Below are 20,422 nucleotides of genomic sequence, written 5' to 3'. Positions count from 1 at the left end.
CCCTTCTCTCGGGCACCACATCGTGGAGCACATCGAGGAGTACCTGTGCCACGGCCCTGGCGACGTTGTCGGCGAGCCGATCGAACTGGACGATGAGTTCTACGCGTTCATCGTCAAGGCCTACCGCATCGACCCGGAGACGGGCCGGCGGGTCTACCGGCGGGCGTTCCTGTCGCGGGCGAAGGGCCGCGCGAAGTCTGAGATCGCCGGGATGCTGGTCTGCTCCGAAGCCTTGTTCCCGGTGCGGTTCGACGGCTGGGACGCGAACGGGGAGCCGGTCGGGAGGCCGGTGAAGTCGCCGTTCATCCGCTGCCTGGCCACGGAAGAGGGCCAGTCGGGCAACACTTACGACAACGTGTCGACGATGCTCGAGTACCTCATCGAGCACCACGGCGCCGACTTCCCGGGCATCGACATCGGCAAGTCGGCGCAGTCCTCGAGCCGGATCATTCTGCATCATCAGCGGGGCGAGATCACCCCGTCGACGGCGTCATCCGCGGCGAAGGACGGCGGCAAGGAGACCTTTGCGGTCTTCGACGAGACCCATCTGTATGTGCTGCCGGAGCTGCGGCGCATGCACGGCACGGTGCGACGCAACCTGCGTAAACGCAAGGAAGCCGAGCCGTGGTGCCTTGAGACGTCGACGATGTACGAGCCGGGTCAGGACTCGGTCGCGGAGGCGACCCACACCTACTACAAGGCCATCAGAGAAGGCCGGGTACGGGGCGCGGACGCGGCCGGCTTGCTGTTCGACCACCGCCAGGCCGTTGACGGCGTGGACCTGTCCGACCGTGATGCCTTGCTCGCTGGCCTCAAGGAGGCTTACGGGCCGGCCGCGGCGTGGATGGACCTGGACGGCATCATCGCCGAGATCTGGGATCCGCAGTCGTCGCCGTCGGATTCGCGACGGTACTGGCTGAACCAGCCGGTTGCTGCGGAGGACGCTCTGCTGGACCCGGGGGAGTGGGCCAAGTGCGCTTCGGAGCTTCGTCTGCAGGACGGCGACGAGATCACGCTCGGCTTCGACGGCGGCAAGACCGACGACGCGACTGCGTTGATTGCGCTGCGGCTCTCGGACCGCCTGGTGCAGCCTCTGGGTATCTGGGAGCGGCCGGAAGGACCCCTGGGGAAGAACTGGGAGGTCGACCGCAAGCATGTGTCGGATCTCGTGGCGCACGCGTTCGGCCGCTACCAGGTCCGGGCGTTCTTCGCGGACGTCAAGCTGTGGGAGTCGTACATCGACGAGTGGGGCGAGACGTACCGCGACGAACTACTGGTGAAGGCGTCCGCGAGGTCGCTGATCGGCTACGACATGCGTGGCCACCAGCAGGAGCTGACGAAGGCGACCGAGGCGCTGGTGCAGGCCATCATCGACCAGAAGATCCTGCACACCGGCGATCCGGTCCTGAAGCGGCATGTTGCGAACGCCCGGCGCAGGCCGAACAAGTGGGGCGTGTCGTTCGGCAAGGAGTCGCGGGAGTCCCCGAAGAAGGTGGACGCCTTCGCGGCGATGCAGCTGGCGGATATGGCGCGGCGAGCACTGTTGGCGTCGCCGGACTGGTCGAAGAGGCAGAAGAAGCGGAAGCGCACTGGTCGCGTCCATGGATTCGCGTGAGCGGGGGAGGGGGCGCGTCATGCCGTTGATGGGCGAAGAAGAGGCGGTTTCGACGGCGCGCCGACTGCTGAAGCTACGTGAGGTGGAGCAGCCGAGGCTGCAGCGGATTGCCGACTACATGGCGGGCGATCATTCGAGCGTCTACGTTCCCGCTGGGGCGCGTGCCGAGTACCGGTGGCTGATCGAGCGGGCGAAGGTGAAGATCCTGCCGCTGGTGGTCACGGTCGTCTCGCAGAACATGTACGTCGATGGCTACCGGCCGAAGGGTGCGGACGACAACGCTTCGCCGTGGCGGGTGTGGCAGGCGAACCGGCTGGACGCGCGGCAGCACGGTGTGCACCGGGCTGCGCTCACCTACGGGGCCTCCTATGTGGTGGTGATGCCGGGCAAGCCCGTACCGGTGATCACCCCGTTCTCGCCGCGGCGCCTGACCGCACTGTATGCGGATCCGGTCAATGACGAGTGGCCGATCTATGCGATCGAGGACCGCGTGGAGAACACGGCGAAGGGCCGTCGCCGCGTGGTGCGCTTGTATGACGACCAGGGCCGCTACACGCTGGTCGGTAACGTCGACGGATCCGGTCTAAAGCTGGACGAGAACGGCGTGATGCATCACGGTCTGGGCGTGTGCCCGGTGGTCCGCTTCGTCAACACGGACGATCTCGACGGCGACGGCGTGATCGGCGAGGTGGAGCCGCTGATCGACGCCCAGGACCAGTTGAACATGACCACGTTCAACCTGCTGATGGCGCAGCAGTACGCGGCATTCCGGCAGCGCTGGGTCACCGGTATGGCGCCGCCGCAGGACGACGACGGCAACCCGATCGAGCCGTTCCGCTCCCGCGTGGACGGTCTGTTCGTTGCCGAGGATGCGGACACGAAGTTCGGCGAGTTCGGCCAGACCGACCTCAAGGGCTACCTCGAGAGTCGTGAGGCGACGATCCGGCACATGTCGACCCTGTCGCAGGTGCCGCCGTACCACCTCCTCGGGCAGATGGTGAACCTGTCTGCGGAAGCCCTCGCGGCAGCCCGCGATGGTCTCGACCGGAAGATCGACGAACGCGAGTCCCTGTTCGGCGAGGGCTGGGAGCAGGCCCTGCGCCTGGCTGGCCTGGCGGCGGGCGATCAGAAGGCTTGGGAGGACATCCAAGCCCAGGTCGTGTGGCGGGACACGTCGGCGCGGTCGCTGGCGCAGACCGTCGACGCGCTGGGCAAGCTCGTCACGATGCTCGGGGTTCCTCCGCAGGAGCTGTGGGAGAAGATCCCCGGTGTCACGCAGACCGATGTCGAACGCTGGAAGACGACGGCCGAGCAGGGTGATTCGCTGAGTCGCCTGAACGGCATCATCGAAAAGCAGATGAGCCAGCTGGAGCCCGCCCCTGCTGCGGAGCCGGTGGCGGACGTGGTGCTCTGATGGCGAGCCCGGAGGCTCCTCAGCGGTATCGCCGCATCCAGGCTCTGGCGGCTGCCCGCCTCGCCCAGCAGGTACTGCAGGTATGGCGGGAACTGATGAACCCGGCGAAGGTGGACGCGTCCTGGCCGGCCGTCCGTGCCGCTCTGACGCCGTTGGTGCGGCAGGCTCGCGAACAGTCCGCGGCTCTCGCCGAGTCCTCGTACATGAATGCCAGGCGCGAGGCTGGCGTCAACGAGGACGGTTTCACCCCAGAGGGTCCTTTGCCGCTCTTGGCGAAGCGGCTGGAGAGTGCCCTCGATGTGACTGGCCCGGTCGAGTTCAAGAAGGCCATCGCCGCGGGCAAGACACCTCAACAAGCCATGGATGCCGCCGCCGTCCGCCTGGTCGGCAGCACCCAGTACCTGGCTTTAGAGGGCGGCCGGCAGGTCATGCAGCGGTCGATCGAGGTCGATGAGCAGGCGACCGGATGGGCACGGGTGACGGACGCTGATCCGTGCGCTTGGTGCGCAATGCTCGCCTCGCGGGGGCCGGTGTACAAGTCGGCGAAGACGGCGGGCGATCCGCGGCAGGGCGGCAATCGCTACCACGATCACTGCGGGTGCCAGGCGTGGCCTGCGTTCACGAACGACGAGCCGTTCATCGGTGTCGCCGAACAGCTTTATGACGACTGGCTGCGGACGACGCGTGGCCGCGGCGGTACGCACGCCGTCAACGCGTTCCGCCGTTGGTGGGAGTCCGAGGGCAGGGCCGCCTACACGGCACCCGATCGCCCCTGATCTAAAGCTCTGGCGTCCTGGCGGCGTCAGCTAACCGAATATCGCCCGCGTCTGCGGGACCTTGGGGTCGTGCTGGACACGGCCTTTTCTCATGCCCAGAACGAGGAGGGACCGTGCAGGACACGGCCGACACCACGCAGGCTGCAGGACAGTCTGACGCCAGCACCACCGACATCGCGCAGCAGCCGGACGTGCAGTCCGGCGGCGGAACGCAAGACACCTCGGCAAACCAGCAGTCCCAGGGCACGGACCCGTGGGCGGACCCCGAGGCGGCCCGGAAGGAGATCGAGAAGCTCCGCAGGGAGTCGGCGAGCTGGCGCACGAAGTACCGAGAGGCCGAACCGCAGCTGACCGAGTATCAGCAGTGGCAGGAGTCGCAGAAGACCGAGCAGCAGAAGCTCCTCGACGCCAAGGAGGCGGCGGAGCGCCAGCTCGGCGACCTGCGCGCCACCAACACCCGCCTGATGGCGGCGGCCACGCACAACATCCCGCCGGACCTGATCGACCTGCTCGGCTCCGGCAGTGACGAGGAGATCAACGCGCGTGCGGAGATCCTCGCCGAGCGCCTCAAGGCATCCGCGCCTACCGCACCGACATCTCAGAGGCCCGTCGAGGCCCTCACACCGGGCGCCGCAACGGCGTCCGGGTCGGCCACAGCCAGCCCGGACGACTGGATCCGGCGCCTAGCCGGCCGCTAACCACGTTCACCGCAGCACCGGAATCACCCGCACGGGGCCGGGGTCGCTGCTTTTCCGGAAGGAGACCCCGTGCCTTTCAACTCGCTCATCAGCCGGGACGCCAGCAACGACCCGCTCGTCCCCGAGCCGGTGTCCGTCGAGATCATCCAGGGCCTGCCGGGCGCATCGGCGCTTCTGCAGCGGGCCCGCCAGGTGCCGATGTCCAGCAAGACGCAGCGCCAGCCCGTGCTCGACGTGCTGCCGCTCGCGTACTTCGTCGGTGGCGACACCGGACTGAAGCAGACCACGTCGCAGGACTGGAAGAACGTCGACCTTGTCGCCGAGGAGATCGCCGCGATCGTCCCGATCCCGGAGGCCTACCTCGACGACGCCCAGATGCCGATCTGGAACGAGGTCCGCCCCCGACTCGTCGAGGCCATCGGCGCCAAGCTCGACGGGGCCGGACTGTTCGGCCTGGACAAGCCGTCCACCTGGCCGGCCGCCGTGTACCAGTCGGCGGTGGCCGCAGGCAACGCGGTCATCTCGGGGGCCGGCGTCGACTTCGCCGTCGATGTGGCCGACGCTGCAGGCAAGGTCGCCGCGGACGGGTTCGCCGTGAACGGCTTCATCAGCCGGCCGGGCCTGACGTGGAAGTTGAACACGATGCGGTCCGAGCAGGGTGTGCCGATCTACCAGCCGAACCTGCAGGGCGGCCTGGGCGGCACGCTGTACGGCTACCCGATGTCGGAGCTCACCAACGGCGCCTGGGACATGTCCGAGGCCGAGCTCCTCATGGGCGACTGGTCGAAGGCGATCGTCGGCGTGCGCCAGGACATCAGCTTCAAGCTGTTCACCGAGGGCGTCATCTCCGACGACGACGGCAAGGTCGTCCTCAACCTGATGCAGCAGGACTCCGTCGCCATGCGCGTGGTGATGCGGGTGGCGTTCGCCACGGCCAACCCGGCGACCCGCCTCAACACCAACTCGGCGACCCGGTCCCCGTTCGCCGTGGTACAGACGGCCACCGCCGCGTCCTGAACCGCGACGGCAGGCAGCCCTCGTGCGAGGGCTGCCAGCCGTCCGGCAGATCGGAGTCACCTTGCGGGTCCTGGCGATGTTCCACGCCTATCCACCGACGCACAACGCCGGGGCGGAATGGGCGGCTCACAGCCTGCTCCGGGCATTGGCGGAGCGCGGCCACACAGTGGACGTGCTGCTCTCGCAGCCGGCCGACTCGGACGACGTGTACGTCCTCGACGGCGTCACCGTGCACCCGCATCGCGGCAAGGATGATCCGGGCCGGTGGCTGCGCGGTGAAGACCGAGCTCAGGTCATCGTGACGCATCTGGAAAACACTCCCAGGGCCTCAGTGCTGGGGGAGGTTCATCGGATACCGGTCGTGCACCTGCTGCACAACACCTACGAGAAGTCCAAGTCGTGGCTGGTCAAAGGAAGTCCGGCCCTCGTCGTCTACAACACGGCGTGGATGAAAGCGGATGTCGAGGCATGGTGGCGTGTTCACCGGGGGGATCGGCCGATGCCGTGGGATATCACGGTGCACCCGCCGGTCTCCGTGGAGGACTACCAGGCCACTCCGGGTGATCACGTCACGCTGATCAACCTGACGGCAGAGAAGGGCGCAGAGATCTTCTACGCCCTGGCCGAGCGGATGCCACGCCGCAAATTCCTAGGAGTGATCGGCGGCTACGGGCAGCAGATAGTGCGCGACGACCTGCCAAATGTGGAGATTTTCCCGCACACGCCTGGGGACCGCATGGCGAAAGACGTGTACGCCCGCACGAGGGTGCTGCTGGCGCCGTCGGTGTACGAGTCCTATGGGCGCGTCGCTGTCGAGGCGATGTGCTCAGGGATCCCGGTCGTCGCCCACCCCACGCCAGGGTTGATGGAGTCGCTCGGTGACGCCGGCTTCTTCGCGGACCGCGGAGACGTCGACGCCTGGGAGGCAGCAGTGAAGCGCCTGTTTTCGCCGAAGGTCTACCCGCAGGCGTCGAAGGCCGCAGCGGCTCGTGCTGCCGGACTGGATCCTGCCGCCGAACTGGATCTGTGGGTCAAGGTCATGGAGGGGGTGGTCAAGCGTGGGCCTACTCGCTAGCGTGATCGATCTCCAAGACCGCCTCGGGCGCCCTCTCATGGCACAGGAGGAGGCGCGGGCCCAAGCGTTGCTCGCTGATGCCTCCGCCCTCGTGCGGTCCTACACCGGCCGCGACTTCACCCGCAGCGACAACGACACCGTGGTCCTACGCGCCCAGCAGGGCGAGATCCGGCTGCCGCAAACCCCCGTTCTCGCGGTCACCGAGGTTGTGGCCGTCGGCGCAGGCGGGGCGCCAGACCTTCCAGTAGTCGGCTGGCGCTGGGACGGCATCGACATCATCCGCACCGCCGCGGAAAGCCCAGCCATCAACCTGCCCGAACTGTGGGCCGACGAGGAATACGAGTCCTACCCAGGCACCTACCGGGTCACGTACAGCCACGGCGCAGCCGAGGTGCCCGCCGACGTGGTCGCGGTCGTGGCACGTATGGCGCTGCGCACCTTGACCTCGCCCACCATGGCGGGCGGAGTCACCGGGGAAACGATCGGCCCCTACAGCTACCGCACCGACGGCAGCGGCATCGGGACTGCTGTCGCGATGACCGACGACGACCGGCGCATGCTCGAGCTCGCCGGCTACCGCCGCAAGGCGGGCACGACGATGGCGAGGTGGCGATGAAGAAGCCCCTGAACATCGTGGCTCGCGTCCACGCGTTTCCGCCGGAGCACAATGCGGGCGCCGAGCACATGCTGGTGGCGATGCTGGGGGCGCTTGTCGAGCGCGGCCACCGGCCGCAGGTATGGCTGTCCCGCCATACGAGCACCCGCGATGTCTACGCGTATCAGGGGATCGAGGTCGTACCCCAAGGCGCCAGGCTGGACTTCGCCGCCGCGGCGCGGCGCGCGGATGTCCTGGTATCGCATCTGGAATGCGTACCGACGACCGCTTCCCTGGCACGCGGGTTCGGGCGCCCCATGATTGTGGTCTGCCACAACGATCACCGGCCGACATTGAGGGACATGGCCTCTGGCGGCGTTTCTCTGGCCGTCTACAACTCGCAGTGGGTTGCGGCAGAGGCCGAACTGTTCTTCGCCGAGTATCCGGCGGCCGTGCGTCCCCGTGAGGAGATCGTCGTTCGTCCTCCGGTGCACGCCGAGCGGTACGCGACGAAGCCCGGCAAGGCGGTCACCCTCATCAACTGCAATGAGGCCAAGGGCGGCCGTGTGCTTGAGGAACTTGCCCGCCGCATGCCCGGCCAGCAGTTCTTGGCCGTGAAGGGCGCCTACGGGGAGCAGGTTCTTCCCGACCTGCCCAACGTCGAAGTCGTCGAGCACGCGCCGGGCGAGGAGATGGCGGCCCGCGTTTACCGGCGCACCCGTGTTCTGCTCATGCCGTCCTCCTACGAATCGTGGGGGCGTACCGCTGTCGAAGCGTTCGCCTCAGGTATCCCCGTCATCGCCAACCCCACCCGAGGCCTATGCGAGTCCCTAGGGGACGCCGGCATCTACGCGGGCCGCGAAGATCTCGACGCATGGGAAACGGCACTGACCAGACTGCTGGAAGACCCGGCCGAGTACCGGCTGGCGTCGAAGCGGGCGAAGGCCCGGTCCGCTGAGCTCGATCCTGCTGCCGACCTGGCGGCCTGGTGCAGTGCTGTGGAGTCCCTGGCAGGCTGGGGAGCTCCCTGATGCCGGCCCCGTTCCCGTTCGGGGAGACGGTGCGGATCCTCCGCACCGGGCCCTCGCCAGGCCGGGATCCGCGCGGGCAGCCGCTCCCCGGGGTGGATGAGTCGTTCGATCTGACCGGCTGCGTGGTGGCGCCGCGTGCGGAGACGCCGCAGGTGGGCGGCTCGCAGCAGCAGGACCGGGATACGGTCATCGTCGGCTGGACCGTGTACGCTCCGCCCGACCACCCGCAGATGCCGTTGCGGACCACGGACAAGGTCGTGATCCGCGGCGTGGTCTGTGAGATCACTGGTGAGCCCGGCGACTGGGGCCACTCACCGTTCACCGGCATGCGCGGTCCGGTCCAGTTCGCCGCGGACCGGGTGACCGGCTAGTCACGCGCCTGCTCCACCGCGGCAACCAGCTTCTCCGCAAGGTCGTTGCTCTTGCGGGGGATGGACAGGCTGTGCGGGTCCTCATACGGGGGCCTGCCCGCATGCAGGACACCGCCCTTCTCTCCTGCGGGCACCGAGCCCGGGAGGACGAACTGCACGTAGCCGTGCATGAGTCGGGTGCCCGGCTTATAGCGGGTGCCGGTGACATCGGCGGCCCGGATCCGCACGGGTGCCGGCTTCGGCCCGACGGGCGTCTTCGTGATGGTCACCCATTCGCCGTCGAAGCTGATCGTGCCGAGCACGCCTTCCACGTCCATGTCCGCCCCCTGGTAGCGAGTGTGAGGAGGGGCTATGGCAGCACGCTTCAAGGCGAAACGCAAAGGGATCGGACGGATGCTGCGCATGCCTGGTATGCAGGCGGAGATGCTGCGCCGGGCCGAGGTCATCAAGGGCGTCGCGGTGTCGCTGTCCCCGGTGGACGAGCGCAGTCCCGACCCCGGGCACTACAAGGCGTCGTGGGAGACGGACAGCACCTCGCGTGGTGGTCGTCGCCGTGACCGCGCGGTCGGCTACGTCCGCAACACGGCGTACTACGCCCGCTGGGTGGAGTACGGCACCGAACGCGTCCCCGCCCACCACGTCCTGCTGCGGGCGGCGCAGATCGGCGGGCGGAACCAGTGACCGCGCTCGTCGACATCGAGCTCGAGCTCATCACCCGCGCGACGGCTCGCTTCCCGCAGGCGGTGGTGCGGGACGAGCTCGACAACCGGCTCCTCGAGGAGTTGCCGACGATCCAGATCAACCAGATCCCTGCCGGTGACGACGACGGGATGCGGCTGGCGCGGATGCTTGTCGACATCGACACCTACCACCGGACCCGCGCGGATGCGATTGCCCTAGCCAACGAGGTGCACGCCTGGGTGACTCGCGAACTGCGCGGCTCGTCCAGTCCGAGCATGGTCATCGGCCGCACCGGTGCCATCACTCTGCCCACCATCCGCCCCTACGAGAACCTCGCCCTGCGCCGCGCTGGGGCGACCTACGAACTCTTCTGTCACCCGGTCTCCTGACCGGCTGTTCGGCCCGCGCCAGGCCTTTTCCAGTTCCCGCCCGTGCGCGGGCTTCAAGCATGTCTGGAGACATCATGGTTCAGATCACCCGCGCAGCGGACCTGATGGGTATCGGTGCGAACGGCGGAGCCTGGGTGGCGCCGCTCGGTACCACCTCGCCCGGCGACCCGGAGATCCAGCCGCTGGCGCCGTGGGCACCGCTCGGTGCCATCAGCGACGACGGTCTCGTGCAGGGCTTCGAGGAGGACTCCGAGAGCTTCACCCCGTGGGGGTTCACGGCGCCGATCCGCACCACGATCACGTCGTCGCTGCGCACGTTCTCGCTGACGGCGTGGGAGACGGCACGGACCACGGTGCAGTCGCTGCAGTACCGCCTCGACACTGCGGACCTGGCCCCGACGGCCGGACTGACGACTTACGCGGAGACCGCTTCCCCGAAGCCGGACCGGCGCGCCTGGTGGTTCGTCGTCCTGGACGGCGACTCCTTCCAGCGCGGTTTCTACGTGCCTGAGGGGGAGATCACGGAGCGCAGCGACGTGACCAACAAGCAGGACGAGGCGATCGCCTACGAGTGGACGATCACCGCCTACCCGGACAGCGTCGGCAACACGGTCTACCACTTCGACCGGCTGCCCGAAACCGAGGCGTACACCGGGTCCTGAAGACGGGTGGACGGGCCGTCGACACCACTGGTGTCACCGTTGGCGCGGGCCCGGCCCGTCCACCTCTACCCCCAGCCCGCGCCAGGAGATAAGGAGCCCGCGCCGTGGCCAACACGCGAACCACCAGCACGAGCAGGAAGCCGCGCACCGCGGCCCGAGCAGCATCCCGCCCCACCACCCGCCGCGAGGAACCGGACGTCGAGCCGGACACCGAGGACCCCGAGGTGTCGGCCGCCGACGCGCAGGAGATCGAAGCCGAGGGCCACTACGTCACCGCCGAACTGTGCGGCGAGGAAGTGCGAGTCGTCCCGCCCGCGGCGTGGCGTGTGTCCTGGCAGCGGATGCTGACCCAGGGCCTCATCTACGAATTCGCCGAGAAGATCCTGCACCCCGACGACTACGAGTTCTTCGAGGAGTTGGATCCGACTGCGACCGAGTTCCAGGAGTTCGTCACCGAAGCCGGAGAGCGGGCAGGGGAGACCCTGGGAAAGTCCGCGGCACGATCGCGATCTGGCAGGCCCACCCGGAGGCGGTAGAAGCCGACCTCATCGACCGGCACTACGACATCGCCGACGTGCTGTCGGGGCGCCGGTCGTGGCGGTGGCTGCGCGTCCTCATCGAGCACCTGCCGCCCGAGTCACACACCATGACCGCCCTCCGCAACGAGCTCACACCGGAGCAACTGTCGGCGCAGGCGGACACGGGCGAGCCGGAGAAGGGGCGTTGGTCCCAGCAGGAGCAGCTCACCGCCGCCCTGTACGACGCCGTGCGTCGCCTGGAATGGGTGCTGATCTGCGTCAACACCGAGAAGAAGAGCAAGCGGCCTGATCCGCCGGAGCCGCTGCGCCGGCCGGGTGCGGGGCCGCGGAAGAAGAAGGCCAAGCTCACCGAGAAGTCGGCGAACACGCTGCTTCAGCTGCTTCAAGGGGGCGCCGAGTAGGGCGCTGGGAGGGGGCTCCCGGTGCCAGCTATCTCTGTCGGCTCCGTCGAGGTCGATGTCGTCCCCAACGCGCGCGGTATCCAGTCGCAGCTTCGTGCCGCGCTGGTGCCGCATGCGTCGACGATCGGCGACGAGGTCGGCCGGATCATCGGCCAGCGGATCGCCGCGAACATCACCCCCGCCGTGCGGGACGGCGTCCAGAACGGTGCTCGGGCGGCCCGCCCGGCGGCGACTCGGGGTGGCGAGCAGGCTGGCGGTGCGTTCGCCCGGTCGCTGCGAGCCCGCCTGGAGGCGGCATTCCGCAGCATGCCCCGCCTGGACGTCCGTCTCTCCGACACCGGAGTGGACGCCGACCTCGCCCGGCTGCGTGCCCGCCTGGAGTCCCTGGCCGGGAAGACGGTCGGCATCGACATCGACGCGGCGACCGCCCGCGCCCAGGCCGCCGACATCGAGGAGCGGTTGCGCCGGATTGGCGCTGCCCACCCCAACGTCGCCGTCCGCGCCGACACCGCGGCAGCGATCGCGCAGCTTCAGTTGCTGCAGCAGCAGATCGACGAGACCACGCGTGACCCTGCCCGCATCCGGGTGGAGACGGACGGCACTTTCGGGCAGCGGCTTCGTGCCCAGGTGCAGGCCGCTGAGGCGTCCCTGCCGAACATCAACCTGACGGCGGACTCGTCTGCCGCCGAGGTGGAGATCGCCCGGCTGCGGGCCCAGCTCACGGCGCTGCGGGATGTGCGGATCGGTGTCGACATGGACACCGCCACTGCCACCGCCCGCATCGAGGCGATCCAGGCCCGGCTCCAGGCACTGTCTGCATCCGACGCCGACGTGGCTGTGCGCGTGGACACCGGGGCGGCGGCAGCCCAGTTGGCTGCAGTGCAGGTCATGGTGAACCGGCTGGACGGGCAGACCGCCAACGTCAACGTCCGCGTGTCCGGCATGCAGATGCTGGTCACGGCGGCTCTGGCGTTCGGCCCGGCACTGCTGCCGGTGCTTCCGGTTGCCGCTGCCGGCCTGGGCGCAGTCGCCGCTGCGGCGACGGCCGCGGCTGTCGGCATCGGCGGCATCGCCCTCGTCGCCGCCCCTGCCTTCATGCAGATCGGGAAGGTGCTGCAGTCGCAGAAGGCCGCCCAGGATGCGGCCACTCAGGCGACAATGCAGGGCGGGCAGGCCGCCTCCCAGGGCGCGCAGAAGGCCATGCAGATGGCGTCCGCGCAACAGTCCCTGGCGACCGCACACCGCAACGCCGCGAGGCAGATCCGGCAGGCCGAGGAAGGCGTGTCCGACGCCGCCCGCAACGCGGCCGAAGCCAATGAGCGTGCCGCACAGCAGGTCAAGCAGGCGCGTCAGTCGCTGGCGGACGCGGTACGGCAGGCGGCCGACCGGCAGGAGCAGGCCCTCGAGCAGATCCGCAGCGCCGAGGAGTCCCTCGCTAACGCACAGAGGACTGCCCGGCAGGCCCAGCAGGATCTGACCGAGGCCCGCGCGGATGCCGCCCGGCAGCTCGAGGATCTGGAGTCGCGGCTCGCGAACGCGTCCCTGTCCGAGCGGGACGCCGTCCTCGCGGTACAGGAAGCGCACAACCGGCTGATCCGCATGCGGGAAGCTGGCGACGGCGTCGCTTACGCCGACCAGCAGCGCATCCAGCTCGCCTACGACCAGGCAGTGCAGCGGCTCGAGGACCAGCGCACCGAGACGAAGCGGCTGACCGCGGAGAAGAAGAAGGCGGACAAGGCCGGCGTCGAGGGCTCGGAAATCGTCCTGGATGCGCAGGAGCGTCTGCGGCAGGCGGAGCAGGGTGTCGCCAGCCAGCAGAAGGCCCTGTCGAAGGCCCGCTCGGATGCGGCTCGGCAGGCGGTGCAGTCGCAGCGGGACATTGCTGAGGCGCAGGAGCGGGTGGCCGAGTCACAGAAGAATGTGGCCCGGACGCAGAAGGACGGGGCCCGTTCCGTGGCCCGCGCCCAGGAGCAGCTTGTGCAGGCGCAGCAGTCGGCTGCGGACTCGATCGCATCGGCACAACGTCAGATTGCCTCCGCGTCGCTCACTGCGGCCGGGGGCGTGGATCAGGCTGCCATCGCGCAGGCCAAGTACCAGGCTGAGCTGGCGAAACTCACGCCCAGCGCGCGGGAGACACTGAACGCGTTCCTCAGCCTGAAGGACACCTTCAGTGCCTGGTCGCGGGCATTGCAGCCCGCCGTGATGCCCATCTTCACCCGGGCGCTCGAGGGCCTGAAGAACAGCCTGCCGGGTCTGACGCCGTTCGTGCTGGAGGCTGCGGACGCCATCACGGATCTGCAGGACCGGGCGTCGCGCGGCTTCAAGTCGCCGTGGTGGAAGGAGTTCAAGTCTGACCTCGAGGGCTCGGTGAAGCCCGCGATCACCGGGCTTGGGGTCGCCTTCGGGAACGTCTTCAAGGGCATGGCCGGCGTCGTGCAGGCTTTCTTCCCGCACATGGATTCCATCTCGTCGCGGATGCAGACGATCACGGCCCGGTTCGCGAACTGGGGCAGCAACCTGAAGGGCTCCCCGGAGTTCGAGCGGTTCCTGTCGTACTCCTCCGAGCACGGCCCGCTCCTCGCGGAGACGTTCGGGAATCTTGGGTCTGCGCTCATGAACGTTGCGCAGGCTCTGTCGCCGCTCTCCGGCCCGATCCTGCGGATCGTCGGGGCCCTGGCTGAGTTTGTGGCTGTCGTTGCCGAGCAGGCGCCGTGGCTCATCTTGTCGATCTACGGGATCATCCTGGCGACGAAACTGTGGACGATCGCCCTGTGGGCGTTCAACGCGGCCGTGGCAGCGAACCCGATCACGCTGATCGTCATCGGTGTGGTGGCGCTCATCGCCGTCGTGGTGTGGGCGTACAACCGCTTCGACTGGTTCCGCGAAGGCGTCCAGGCGGTGTGGTCGGCGATCCAGACCGGTGCGATGTGGCTGTGGAACAACGCACTGAAGCCCTTCTTCGCCTGGTTCGGTCAGGTCGTCATGTGGCTGTGGAACTCGATAATCAAGCCCTATGTGGGCTTCCTGATCGCCTACTGGCAGAAGGTCGCCGCAGTCGTCCTCTGGCTGTGGAATTCGATCATCAAACCGGTCTTCGGATTCATCGCCACCGCCGCGAAAGTCCTGGCCACGATCATCGTGGTCGTCATGGTGGCGCCGATCATCGCAGGCTTCAAACTCCTTGCGTTCATCGGCAAGTGGCTGTGGCAGACCGCCCTGAAGCCTACCTTCGAGGCGATTGCCAAGCTCGCCCTGTGGCTGTGGAACTCGGCTTTCAAGCCGACCTTCCAGTGGATCGGCGACAAGGCGAAGTGGCTGTGGACGAACGCCATCAAACCGGCCTGGTCCGGCATCCAGACCGGCACCAAATGGATGTGGGAAAAGATCCTCAAGCCCGTCTTCAAGTTCATCTGGGACGGGATGAAGGAGGTCGGCCGCTGGGGCACCTGGCTGTGGAAGAACGCCATCAAGCCCGCATGGGACGGCATCGTCTCTGCAGGCAAGACGGCGTGGGAGAAGGGCATTCGGCCCGTCTTTGATCGCTTCAAGGACATCGTCCGCAGTCTCAAGGGCGCCTTCAACACGGCAGTCGACTCGATCAAGTCCGCTTGGGACCGGGTCAAGTCGGTTTCCCGGAAGCCCGTCCAGTTTGTGGTCGACACCGTCTACAACAAGGGCATCGTCGGCGTCTGGAACAAGGTCGCTGGCGCGTTCGGGGCGCCGAAGCTGGAGAAGTACTCGTTCGCGTCCGGCGGCATCATGCCCGGCTACACGCCGGGCCGGGACGTCCACAAGTTCATGTCTCCGACCGGCGGGCAGCTTGAACTGTCGGGCGGCGAGGCCATCATGCGGCCCGAGTTCACCCGCGCCGTCGGTAGTGGATTCGTCGGCTACTTCAACAAGGTCGCCCGATCCCATGGCGCGCAGGGCGTCAAGGCAGCCCTCGCACCGATGCTCGGCGGGAACCCCCGCACGCCGACCGACACCTCCCTCCGCTACTCGGGTGGCGGCGTCTACCCGGTGCAGCGGTTCGCCGACGGCGGCATCTTCGGCTGGATCAAGAGCACTGCCTCGGCCGCCATGGGCGCCGGATCGGACGCATGGAACAAGATCAAGGAGGGTGCTTCCTGGCTCGGCGACACCCTGGAAGCGAGCGCGAGGGCCGGCGTGAAGAACGTCGTCGACCCGCTGTTGCGGAACTTCCCCGGCATGGACACCGGCTTCGGGAAGATGATCCGCCGCATCCCCAACAGGATCATCGACGCCCTGTTCGGCTACTCGAAGAAGGCCGACGACAAGGGAGCCGGAGGCATCGGCGGGCCACGCATCTCCGCCGCGCTGAAGTGGGCGCGCACCCAGCACGGCAAGCCCTACCAGTGGGCAGGCAACGGCAACCCATCCTGGGACTGCAGCGGGTTCATGAGCGCCATTGAGAGCGTCATCCGAGGTCAGAAGCCGCACCGGCGCTGGGCAACGATGGCGTTCCACGGCAAGCAGGCCCCTCCCGGCTGGGTGAAGAACGGCAACTCCGCATTCAAGATCGGCATCACGAACGCGGGCGTCGGCCACACCTCCGGAACCCTCGGCAAGACCAACGTCGAATCGAGGGGCGGGGACGGTGTCGTCGTCGGCTCCCGGGCCCGCGGCTACAAGTCGTCCCTGTACACCGACTGGTACGGCTTCCAGCCCGGGAAGTACGACCAGGGCGGCATGCTCCAGCCCGGCTTCAACCTCGCCTACAACGGCACCGGCCGGCCGGAGCCGGTCCTGACTGGCTCCCAGTTCAACGCCCTCGCCCGCGGCGGCGGCGAATTGGGCGACCTTCAGGTGTCGGTGTACGTCGGCGACCAGCAGATCACCGACATCGCCCGTGCCGAAGTCCGCACCGCGCAGGGCGAGCTCATCCAGGTACTCAACGCGAGCTGAGGAGGTCTCTATGCCGATCCCTGGGAACCTCCTCAGCCCGACCACCGAGACCATCGACCCGAACACTTCCGGGTGGACGAGCAAACTCAACTGCGTCATCGCGAAGGGGACAGGCGGCCGGACCGGCGGAGACGGCTGCCTGTCCGTCCGATCGGTGGCAGCGGGAGAGATGCAGGCCCGCACCGTCTCCTCCTACCCGGTCACCGCCGGTGGCGTGTACTACGCCTTCGCAGACGCGGCCGGAGCGAGCACCGAACGGATCGGGATTCGCTGGCTCAACTGGCGGGGAGTCGAGGTCTCCATCACCTGGTCACTGACCACGATGACGGCCTCGGTGGGCTGGCACCGCGTATCCGTGGCCGGCGCGGCACCCGTGGGCGCGACGCAGGCCCAGGTGCTGCTCTCCTCGACAGAAGGCGGGGCGACGGTCTCCCACTTTTGGGAGAACGTCTACTTCGGGGCGCCGCTTCGCACGCTCGGTAACCTGCTCCCCTTCAACACGGAATCATCCGAGGTGGACACCTCGGGCTGGACTGCCGTCGTCAACGCCACCATCTCCCGCCAGGTTCCGGTGATGAGCTGGTCCGTCACCAACTACACCGCGGGCGGCCACACGCTGTCGATGACCGCGGTCGCCGCAGGCAACGCCAGCATCCTCGCCGTGGACCGGCCTACCGTCACCCCGGGCCGCGAGTACCTGGCCTACGCGTACATGCAGCCGCCGACCGTCGCATCCACGGCGTGGATTGAGCTGCGCTTCTACGACGCCAACGGCAACCAGATCGCCGCCACCCGGTCGACGCTGGCACCGCCGACTCCGGCGACCGGCATGTACCGGCAGCGCGTCTCCGCCACAGCCCCGGCAGGCGCCGCGACCTGCTCCCTCGCCGCCGGCCTCGACGGAGCATCGGCCGGGCAGGTACTCCGCCTCGAGACGATCGTCGTCGTGGCAGCACCAGTGCTGCAGGCGGGCACCGTCATCCCCTACGCCGACGCCAGCTTCGAGCAGGGCGCCGCCGGCTGGACGGTCGCCTCAGGTGTGGCGACGATCGCCCGCACCGCACCGTGGGGGGCCTCCGCCTACGAAGGCTCCTACTCGCTCGCCATCACCTCGTCGACCGCCAGCTCGTCAACCATCCGCTCGGCGCGCTTCCCGGTCACCGAGGGCGTCAACTGGAGGGCCCACGCCATCGCGCACCCGGCGGCCGGAACGTGGGCGACCGCCACGATCCGGCTCCGCTGGTACGACGCCGCAGACGCCAGCCTCGGCGCCAGCACGGGCATCACCTACAACCTGCCCGGCAGCAGCTGGTACCTCCTCCAGTCCGACCAGACCGCGCCGGCAGGAGCGACACAGGCGTCGATCGAGATCGTGCCGACCGCATCCACCGCGGGCAGCGTCCTCCACGTCGACCGGGTCGCCCTGTGGGAAGTGCTGCCGCTCACCGCGGTCACCGCCGACTCAAGCCGCGGCTACATCACACTGACCCTGCGGGAACTGCCACCGGACTACACGATCACCGTGTACCGGGTCGGAGCGGACGGCTCCCGCACCCTGGTCCGCGGCACGGCCGGACTCATCGACCGGCAACCGATCACGTCCGACCTCCTCATCATCGAAGACCACGAAGCACCCATGGGCGTCCCGATCGCCTACCACGTTGAGCTCTACGACGCGGGAGGCGGCCGGGCGACACGCTCTTCGGACACCGTCCAGCTCACCCTCGACGACATCAACACCGCATGGTTGAAGGACCCAGGGAATCCGCAGCGCGCTTGCAAGGTGGTGGTGCAGCAGGCGCCGGACTGGCAGCGGCCCATCGAGCAGACAGCGGTCGTGGTCCGAGGCCGCCGCAACAAAGTCGTCCTCTCCGGCAAGAGGCAGGGTCGCGAGGGGGACCTCGCGATCTGGACCCGCACCGACGAGGAACGGCAGGCCCTGCACCTGCTCCTCGACTCCGGCAACACGCTGCTGTGGCAGGCCGTGCCCGGCATGGGCGTCACCGACATGTACGTCGCCGTCGCCCAGGTCAACGAGAACCGGGTCGGGCAGCTCGCACAGGAGCAGTGGCGGGCCTGGACGCTGCCGCTCGTCGAGCAGGACATGCCGGCCACCGTCGGCATCAACGGTTCCGGCGGGCGCACCTGCCAGGACGTCGTGACGGAGTTCGCGACGTGCGCGGACCTGCTGGACGTGTACGCCACCAGCGAGGATCTCCTGCTCGACCGCCGGAGGTGATCGATGTACCCGGTGTCCGACAGGTTCCTGGCCCGCCTCGCAGAGAGCCACACCCCGATCACGAAGGTGCAGCTCTTTCTGACGACGGGTGACGTCATCGACCTCGAGCACACGGGCGGCAGCGTCACCGTCGACCGAGCCCAGGCGATCCGCCGCACCTGCAGCGTCACCATCCCCGACCCGGCGCTGATCCCGCGCACACCATCCGACCAGCTCGCCGTGTACGGGGCCCGGCTTCGGATCTCCCGCGGCGTCGAATACGGGCGCCCCGACGACACCGAACTGGTGCCGCTCGGAGTGTTCCGGCTGGACTCGGCGGACGGCGACGTCTCCGAAGGCCCGGTCACCCTGCAAGGCAAAGGCCTCGAGGTGGTCATCGCGGACGACAAATTCACCACCCGCTACCGGGCATCCGGCACGGCAGTCTCCGCCATAGCGGCGATCATCCGCCGCAGCATCCCCGACGCCGACGTCCTCCCCCTCATCACCGACGTCACCATCGGGAGCCGCTGGTTCGATCTCGAAGCGGACCCGTGGGCCGGCTGCCAGGAGATCGCCGCCGCAGCCGGAGCCGAGGTGTACGCCAACGCCGACGGCGTGTTCGTCATCAGCACGCTGCCCGACCCGCTCACCACCGAGCCCATATGGGCGGTCGAAGCGGTCGAGGGCGGCGTGTACATCTCCGGAAACCGGGCCATGACCAGCGACGGCGTCCACAACGGAGTCCACGCCCGCGGCGAGAACGCCTCCGACGGCATACCGCCCGTGTCCGCGCTCGTCGTCGACAACGACCCGGGCTCGCCGACGTACTGGTCAGGCCCCTACGGCAGACGGCCCACGTTCTACAGCTCGTCGACGCTGAACTCCACAGCGGCCTGCCAGCGGGCCGCCCGCCTGAAGCTCGCGGAAGCGCGAGCCCCGAACGCCAGCGGCGACATCTCCAGCCTGCCCAACCCAGCCCTGGAGCCGGGCGACGTCATCCGGGTGACACACGAGGACGGCACCCGCGAACTCCACCAAGTCGCGAGCTTCTCCGTACCGCTGGACCTGGGCGGCGACTTCCCGATCAGCACCATCTCGGCGAGGGAGGACTCGTGAAATCCGGGCACTCCGTGAACCGCAACCTCGCTGCCGCCCTGAAACGGCAAGCACAGCGCACCGGAGAGAACACGACCAGCGTCCGCGGATCCCGCCTGATGCTCGCCACCGTCACCGCGATTCCCGGCGCCGGCCTGGTCGAGGTCGACGGCGACGTGGAGGTCCGCCGCCTCACCTCCTACACCACCCCGGCTGTCGGGGACCTCGTGGTTCTCGCTGACTTCGGCGACGGCAACTGGGCCGTCCTCGGCAAGCTCGCCACCTGAGAAAGGGGGGCCCGTGACCGCGCCCGACAAGTACGGCCAGAACGTCCAGGTCTGGCAGATGACGGACCCGCCGTCGATCCCCGACGCCGCGCAGGCACTCGCCGACGGGATCATCCCCCGCACGGTGATGAGGTTCGCGTCCGCGTCACAGCGGGGCGCCACCCTCAAGGACCCGGTCGAGGGCATGGCGACGTGGCTGAACGACGTCAACCGGCTCGACATCTACAACGGCAGCAGCTGGGTGACCCCGGAACCGTCACTGGCCAGCAGCACCACCGGCCTGTCCGCAGGAGCCGGCTTCTCCGTCCTCGACTTCTTCGGGCACCGGCAGGGCCGCGTCACCAGCATCGACCTATACCTGGCCCGCACCGGCGGCAAGATCACCGCCAGCAGCGGCAACATCGCCGACACCGTGTGCGCGACCGTCCCCTCAGCATGGCGGCCCACCCACAGCACCATCACCGGCTGCTTCGACAACGGCATCGTCCACGGCGGATTCGTCATCGGCACCGACGGCATCGTCACCCTCCGCACCGCCACCGACGACATCGATGGCGGCACGAACCTCCGCCTGCACGTCACCTTCCTCCGCACCACCTAGCCCGCGCCCCCAAGCGCCTCCCGCCTGG

The 20,422-nt window shown here is 68.4% G+C and carries 20 protein-coding genes; 19 read left to right on the top strand and 1 reads right to left on the bottom strand.

Annotated features, from left to right (window positions below):
- The first annotated feature begins 22 nt into the window (after positions 1-22).
- The 9 genes from AOK18_RS04095 to AOK18_RS04055 all read left to right on the top strand — a co-directional run bounded on the left by AOK18_RS04095 (position 23) and on the right by AOK18_RS04055 (position 8,592).
- Positions 23-1,615 carry a Terminase gene (locus tag AOK18_RS04095; protein WP_240503044.1) on the top strand — a complete coding sequence of 531 codons (1,593 nt, stop codon included), beginning with the start codon at positions 23-25 and terminating at the stop codon, positions 1,613-1,615.
- A gap of 19 nt (positions 1,616-1,634) precedes the next feature.
- Complete coding sequence (locus AOK18_RS04090) at positions 1,635-3,029, top strand: phage portal protein (RefSeq protein WP_055693378.1); 1,395 nt, start codon at positions 1,635-1,637, stop codon at positions 3,027-3,029.
- Positions 3,029-3,805 (top strand): VG15 protein, encoded by a 777-nt coding sequence (locus tag AOK18_RS04085; RefSeq protein WP_055693377.1) that lies wholly within the window; start codon positions 3,029-3,031, stop codon positions 3,803-3,805. Before AOK18_RS04090 ends, AOK18_RS04085 begins: the two co-directional genes overlap by 1 nt.
- Before the next feature lie 113 nt (positions 3,806-3,918).
- Entirely contained in the window at positions 3,919-4,503 is a 585-nt protein-coding gene (locus AOK18_RS32835; RefSeq protein WP_055693376.1) for a hypothetical protein, read from the top strand.
- Positions 4,504-4,572: 69 nt separating this feature from the next.
- Positions 4,573-5,520, top strand: coding sequence for a phage major capsid protein (locus AOK18_RS04075; protein ID WP_055693375.1), 948 nt, complete (start codon positions 4,573-4,575; stop codon positions 5,518-5,520).
- A gap of 76 nt (positions 5,521-5,596) precedes the next feature.
- A complete protein-coding gene (locus tag AOK18_RS04070; protein WP_079104837.1) occupies positions 5,597-6,595 on the top strand; it encodes a glycosyltransferase family 4 protein in 999 nt (332 codons plus the stop codon).
- Position 6,596: 1 nt separating this feature from the next.
- Complete coding sequence (locus AOK18_RS04065; RefSeq protein WP_055693373.1) at positions 6,597-7,211, top strand: hypothetical protein; 615 nt, start codon at positions 6,597-6,599, stop codon at positions 7,209-7,211.
- A complete protein-coding gene (locus tag AOK18_RS04060; RefSeq protein WP_055693422.1) occupies positions 7,208-8,221 on the top strand; it encodes a glycosyltransferase family 4 protein in 1,014 nt (337 codons plus the stop codon). Before AOK18_RS04065 ends, AOK18_RS04060 begins: the two co-directional genes overlap by 4 nt.
- A gap of 92 nt (positions 8,222-8,313) precedes the next feature.
- The gene (locus AOK18_RS04055; protein ID WP_240503043.1) at positions 8,314-8,592 is read left to right on the top strand and encodes a hypothetical protein; all 279 of its coding nucleotides are present in this window, start codon (positions 8,314-8,316) and stop codon (positions 8,590-8,592) included.
- Here the strand turns inward: AOK18_RS04055 and AOK18_RS04050 are convergent.
- Positions 8,589-8,909, bottom strand: coding sequence for a DUF4429 domain-containing protein (locus AOK18_RS04050; protein ID WP_055693371.1), 321 nt, complete (start codon positions 8,907-8,909; stop codon positions 8,589-8,591). The genes AOK18_RS04055 and AOK18_RS04050 overlap by 4 nt on opposite strands.
- A 34-nt stretch (positions 8,910-8,943) precedes the next feature.
- On the opposite strand from AOK18_RS04050, the gene AOK18_RS04045 reads away from it, so the two are divergent.
- The 10 genes from AOK18_RS04045 to AOK18_RS04000 all read left to right on the top strand — a co-directional run bounded on the left by AOK18_RS04045 (position 8,944) and on the right by AOK18_RS04000 (position 20,394).
- On the top strand, positions 8,944-9,273 hold the full coding sequence (locus tag AOK18_RS04045; protein WP_055693370.1) for an HK97 gp10 family phage protein: 330 nt from the start codon (positions 8,944-8,946) through the stop codon (positions 9,271-9,273).
- Complete coding sequence (locus AOK18_RS04040; protein WP_055693369.1) at positions 9,270-9,662, top strand: hypothetical protein; 393 nt, start codon at positions 9,270-9,272, stop codon at positions 9,660-9,662. The genes AOK18_RS04045 and AOK18_RS04040 overlap by 4 nt, the downstream gene beginning before the upstream one ends.
- 74 nt (positions 9,663-9,736) lie before the next feature.
- On the top strand, positions 9,737-10,324 hold the full coding sequence (locus tag AOK18_RS04035; RefSeq protein ID WP_055693368.1) for a phage tail tube protein: 588 nt from the start codon (positions 9,737-9,739) through the stop codon (positions 10,322-10,324).
- A 104-nt stretch (positions 10,325-10,428) separates the two neighbouring features.
- Positions 10,429-10,860 (top strand): hypothetical protein, encoded by a 432-nt coding sequence (locus tag AOK18_RS04030; RefSeq protein WP_055693367.1) that lies wholly within the window; start codon positions 10,429-10,431, stop codon positions 10,858-10,860.
- 38 nt (positions 10,861-10,898) lie between these two features.
- On the top strand, positions 10,899-11,264 hold the full coding sequence (locus tag AOK18_RS04025) for a hypothetical protein (protein WP_240503042.1): 366 nt from the start codon (positions 10,899-10,901) through the stop codon (positions 11,262-11,264).
- A 21-nt stretch (positions 11,265-11,285) separates the two neighbouring features.
- Positions 11,286-16,190: a hypothetical protein gene (locus tag AOK18_RS04020; RefSeq protein WP_055693366.1), complete on the top strand. Its 4,905-nt coding sequence runs from the start codon at positions 11,286-11,288 to the stop codon at positions 16,188-16,190.
- 10 nt (positions 16,191-16,200) lie between these two features.
- Positions 16,201-18,429, top strand: coding sequence for a hypothetical protein (locus AOK18_RS04015; RefSeq protein WP_055693365.1), 2,229 nt, complete (start codon positions 16,201-16,203; stop codon positions 18,427-18,429).
- Between the two features lie 3 nt (positions 18,430-18,432).
- On the top strand, positions 18,433-19,527 hold the full coding sequence (locus tag AOK18_RS04010; protein WP_055693364.1) for a DUF5047 domain-containing protein: 1,095 nt from the start codon (positions 18,433-18,435) through the stop codon (positions 19,525-19,527).
- Positions 19,524-19,793, top strand: coding sequence for a hypothetical protein (locus AOK18_RS04005; RefSeq protein WP_055693363.1), 270 nt, complete (start codon positions 19,524-19,526; stop codon positions 19,791-19,793). Before AOK18_RS04010 ends, AOK18_RS04005 begins: the two co-directional genes overlap by 4 nt.
- Positions 19,794-19,806: 13 nt before the next feature.
- Positions 19,807-20,394 carry a hypothetical protein gene (locus AOK18_RS04000; RefSeq protein WP_055693362.1) on the top strand — a complete coding sequence of 196 codons (588 nt, stop codon included), beginning with the start codon at positions 19,807-19,809 and terminating at the stop codon, positions 20,392-20,394.
- Positions 20,395-20,422 lie beyond the last annotated feature (28 nt).

Source organism: Streptomyces prasinopilosus (assembly GCF_001419695.1).
Lineage (GTDB): Bacteria > Actinomycetota > Actinomycetes > Streptomycetales > Streptomycetaceae > Streptomyces > Streptomyces prasinopilosus.
The sequence above is the reverse complement of the archived record's forward strand: the minus strand, read 5'-3'. Positions and strand labels throughout refer to the sequence as shown.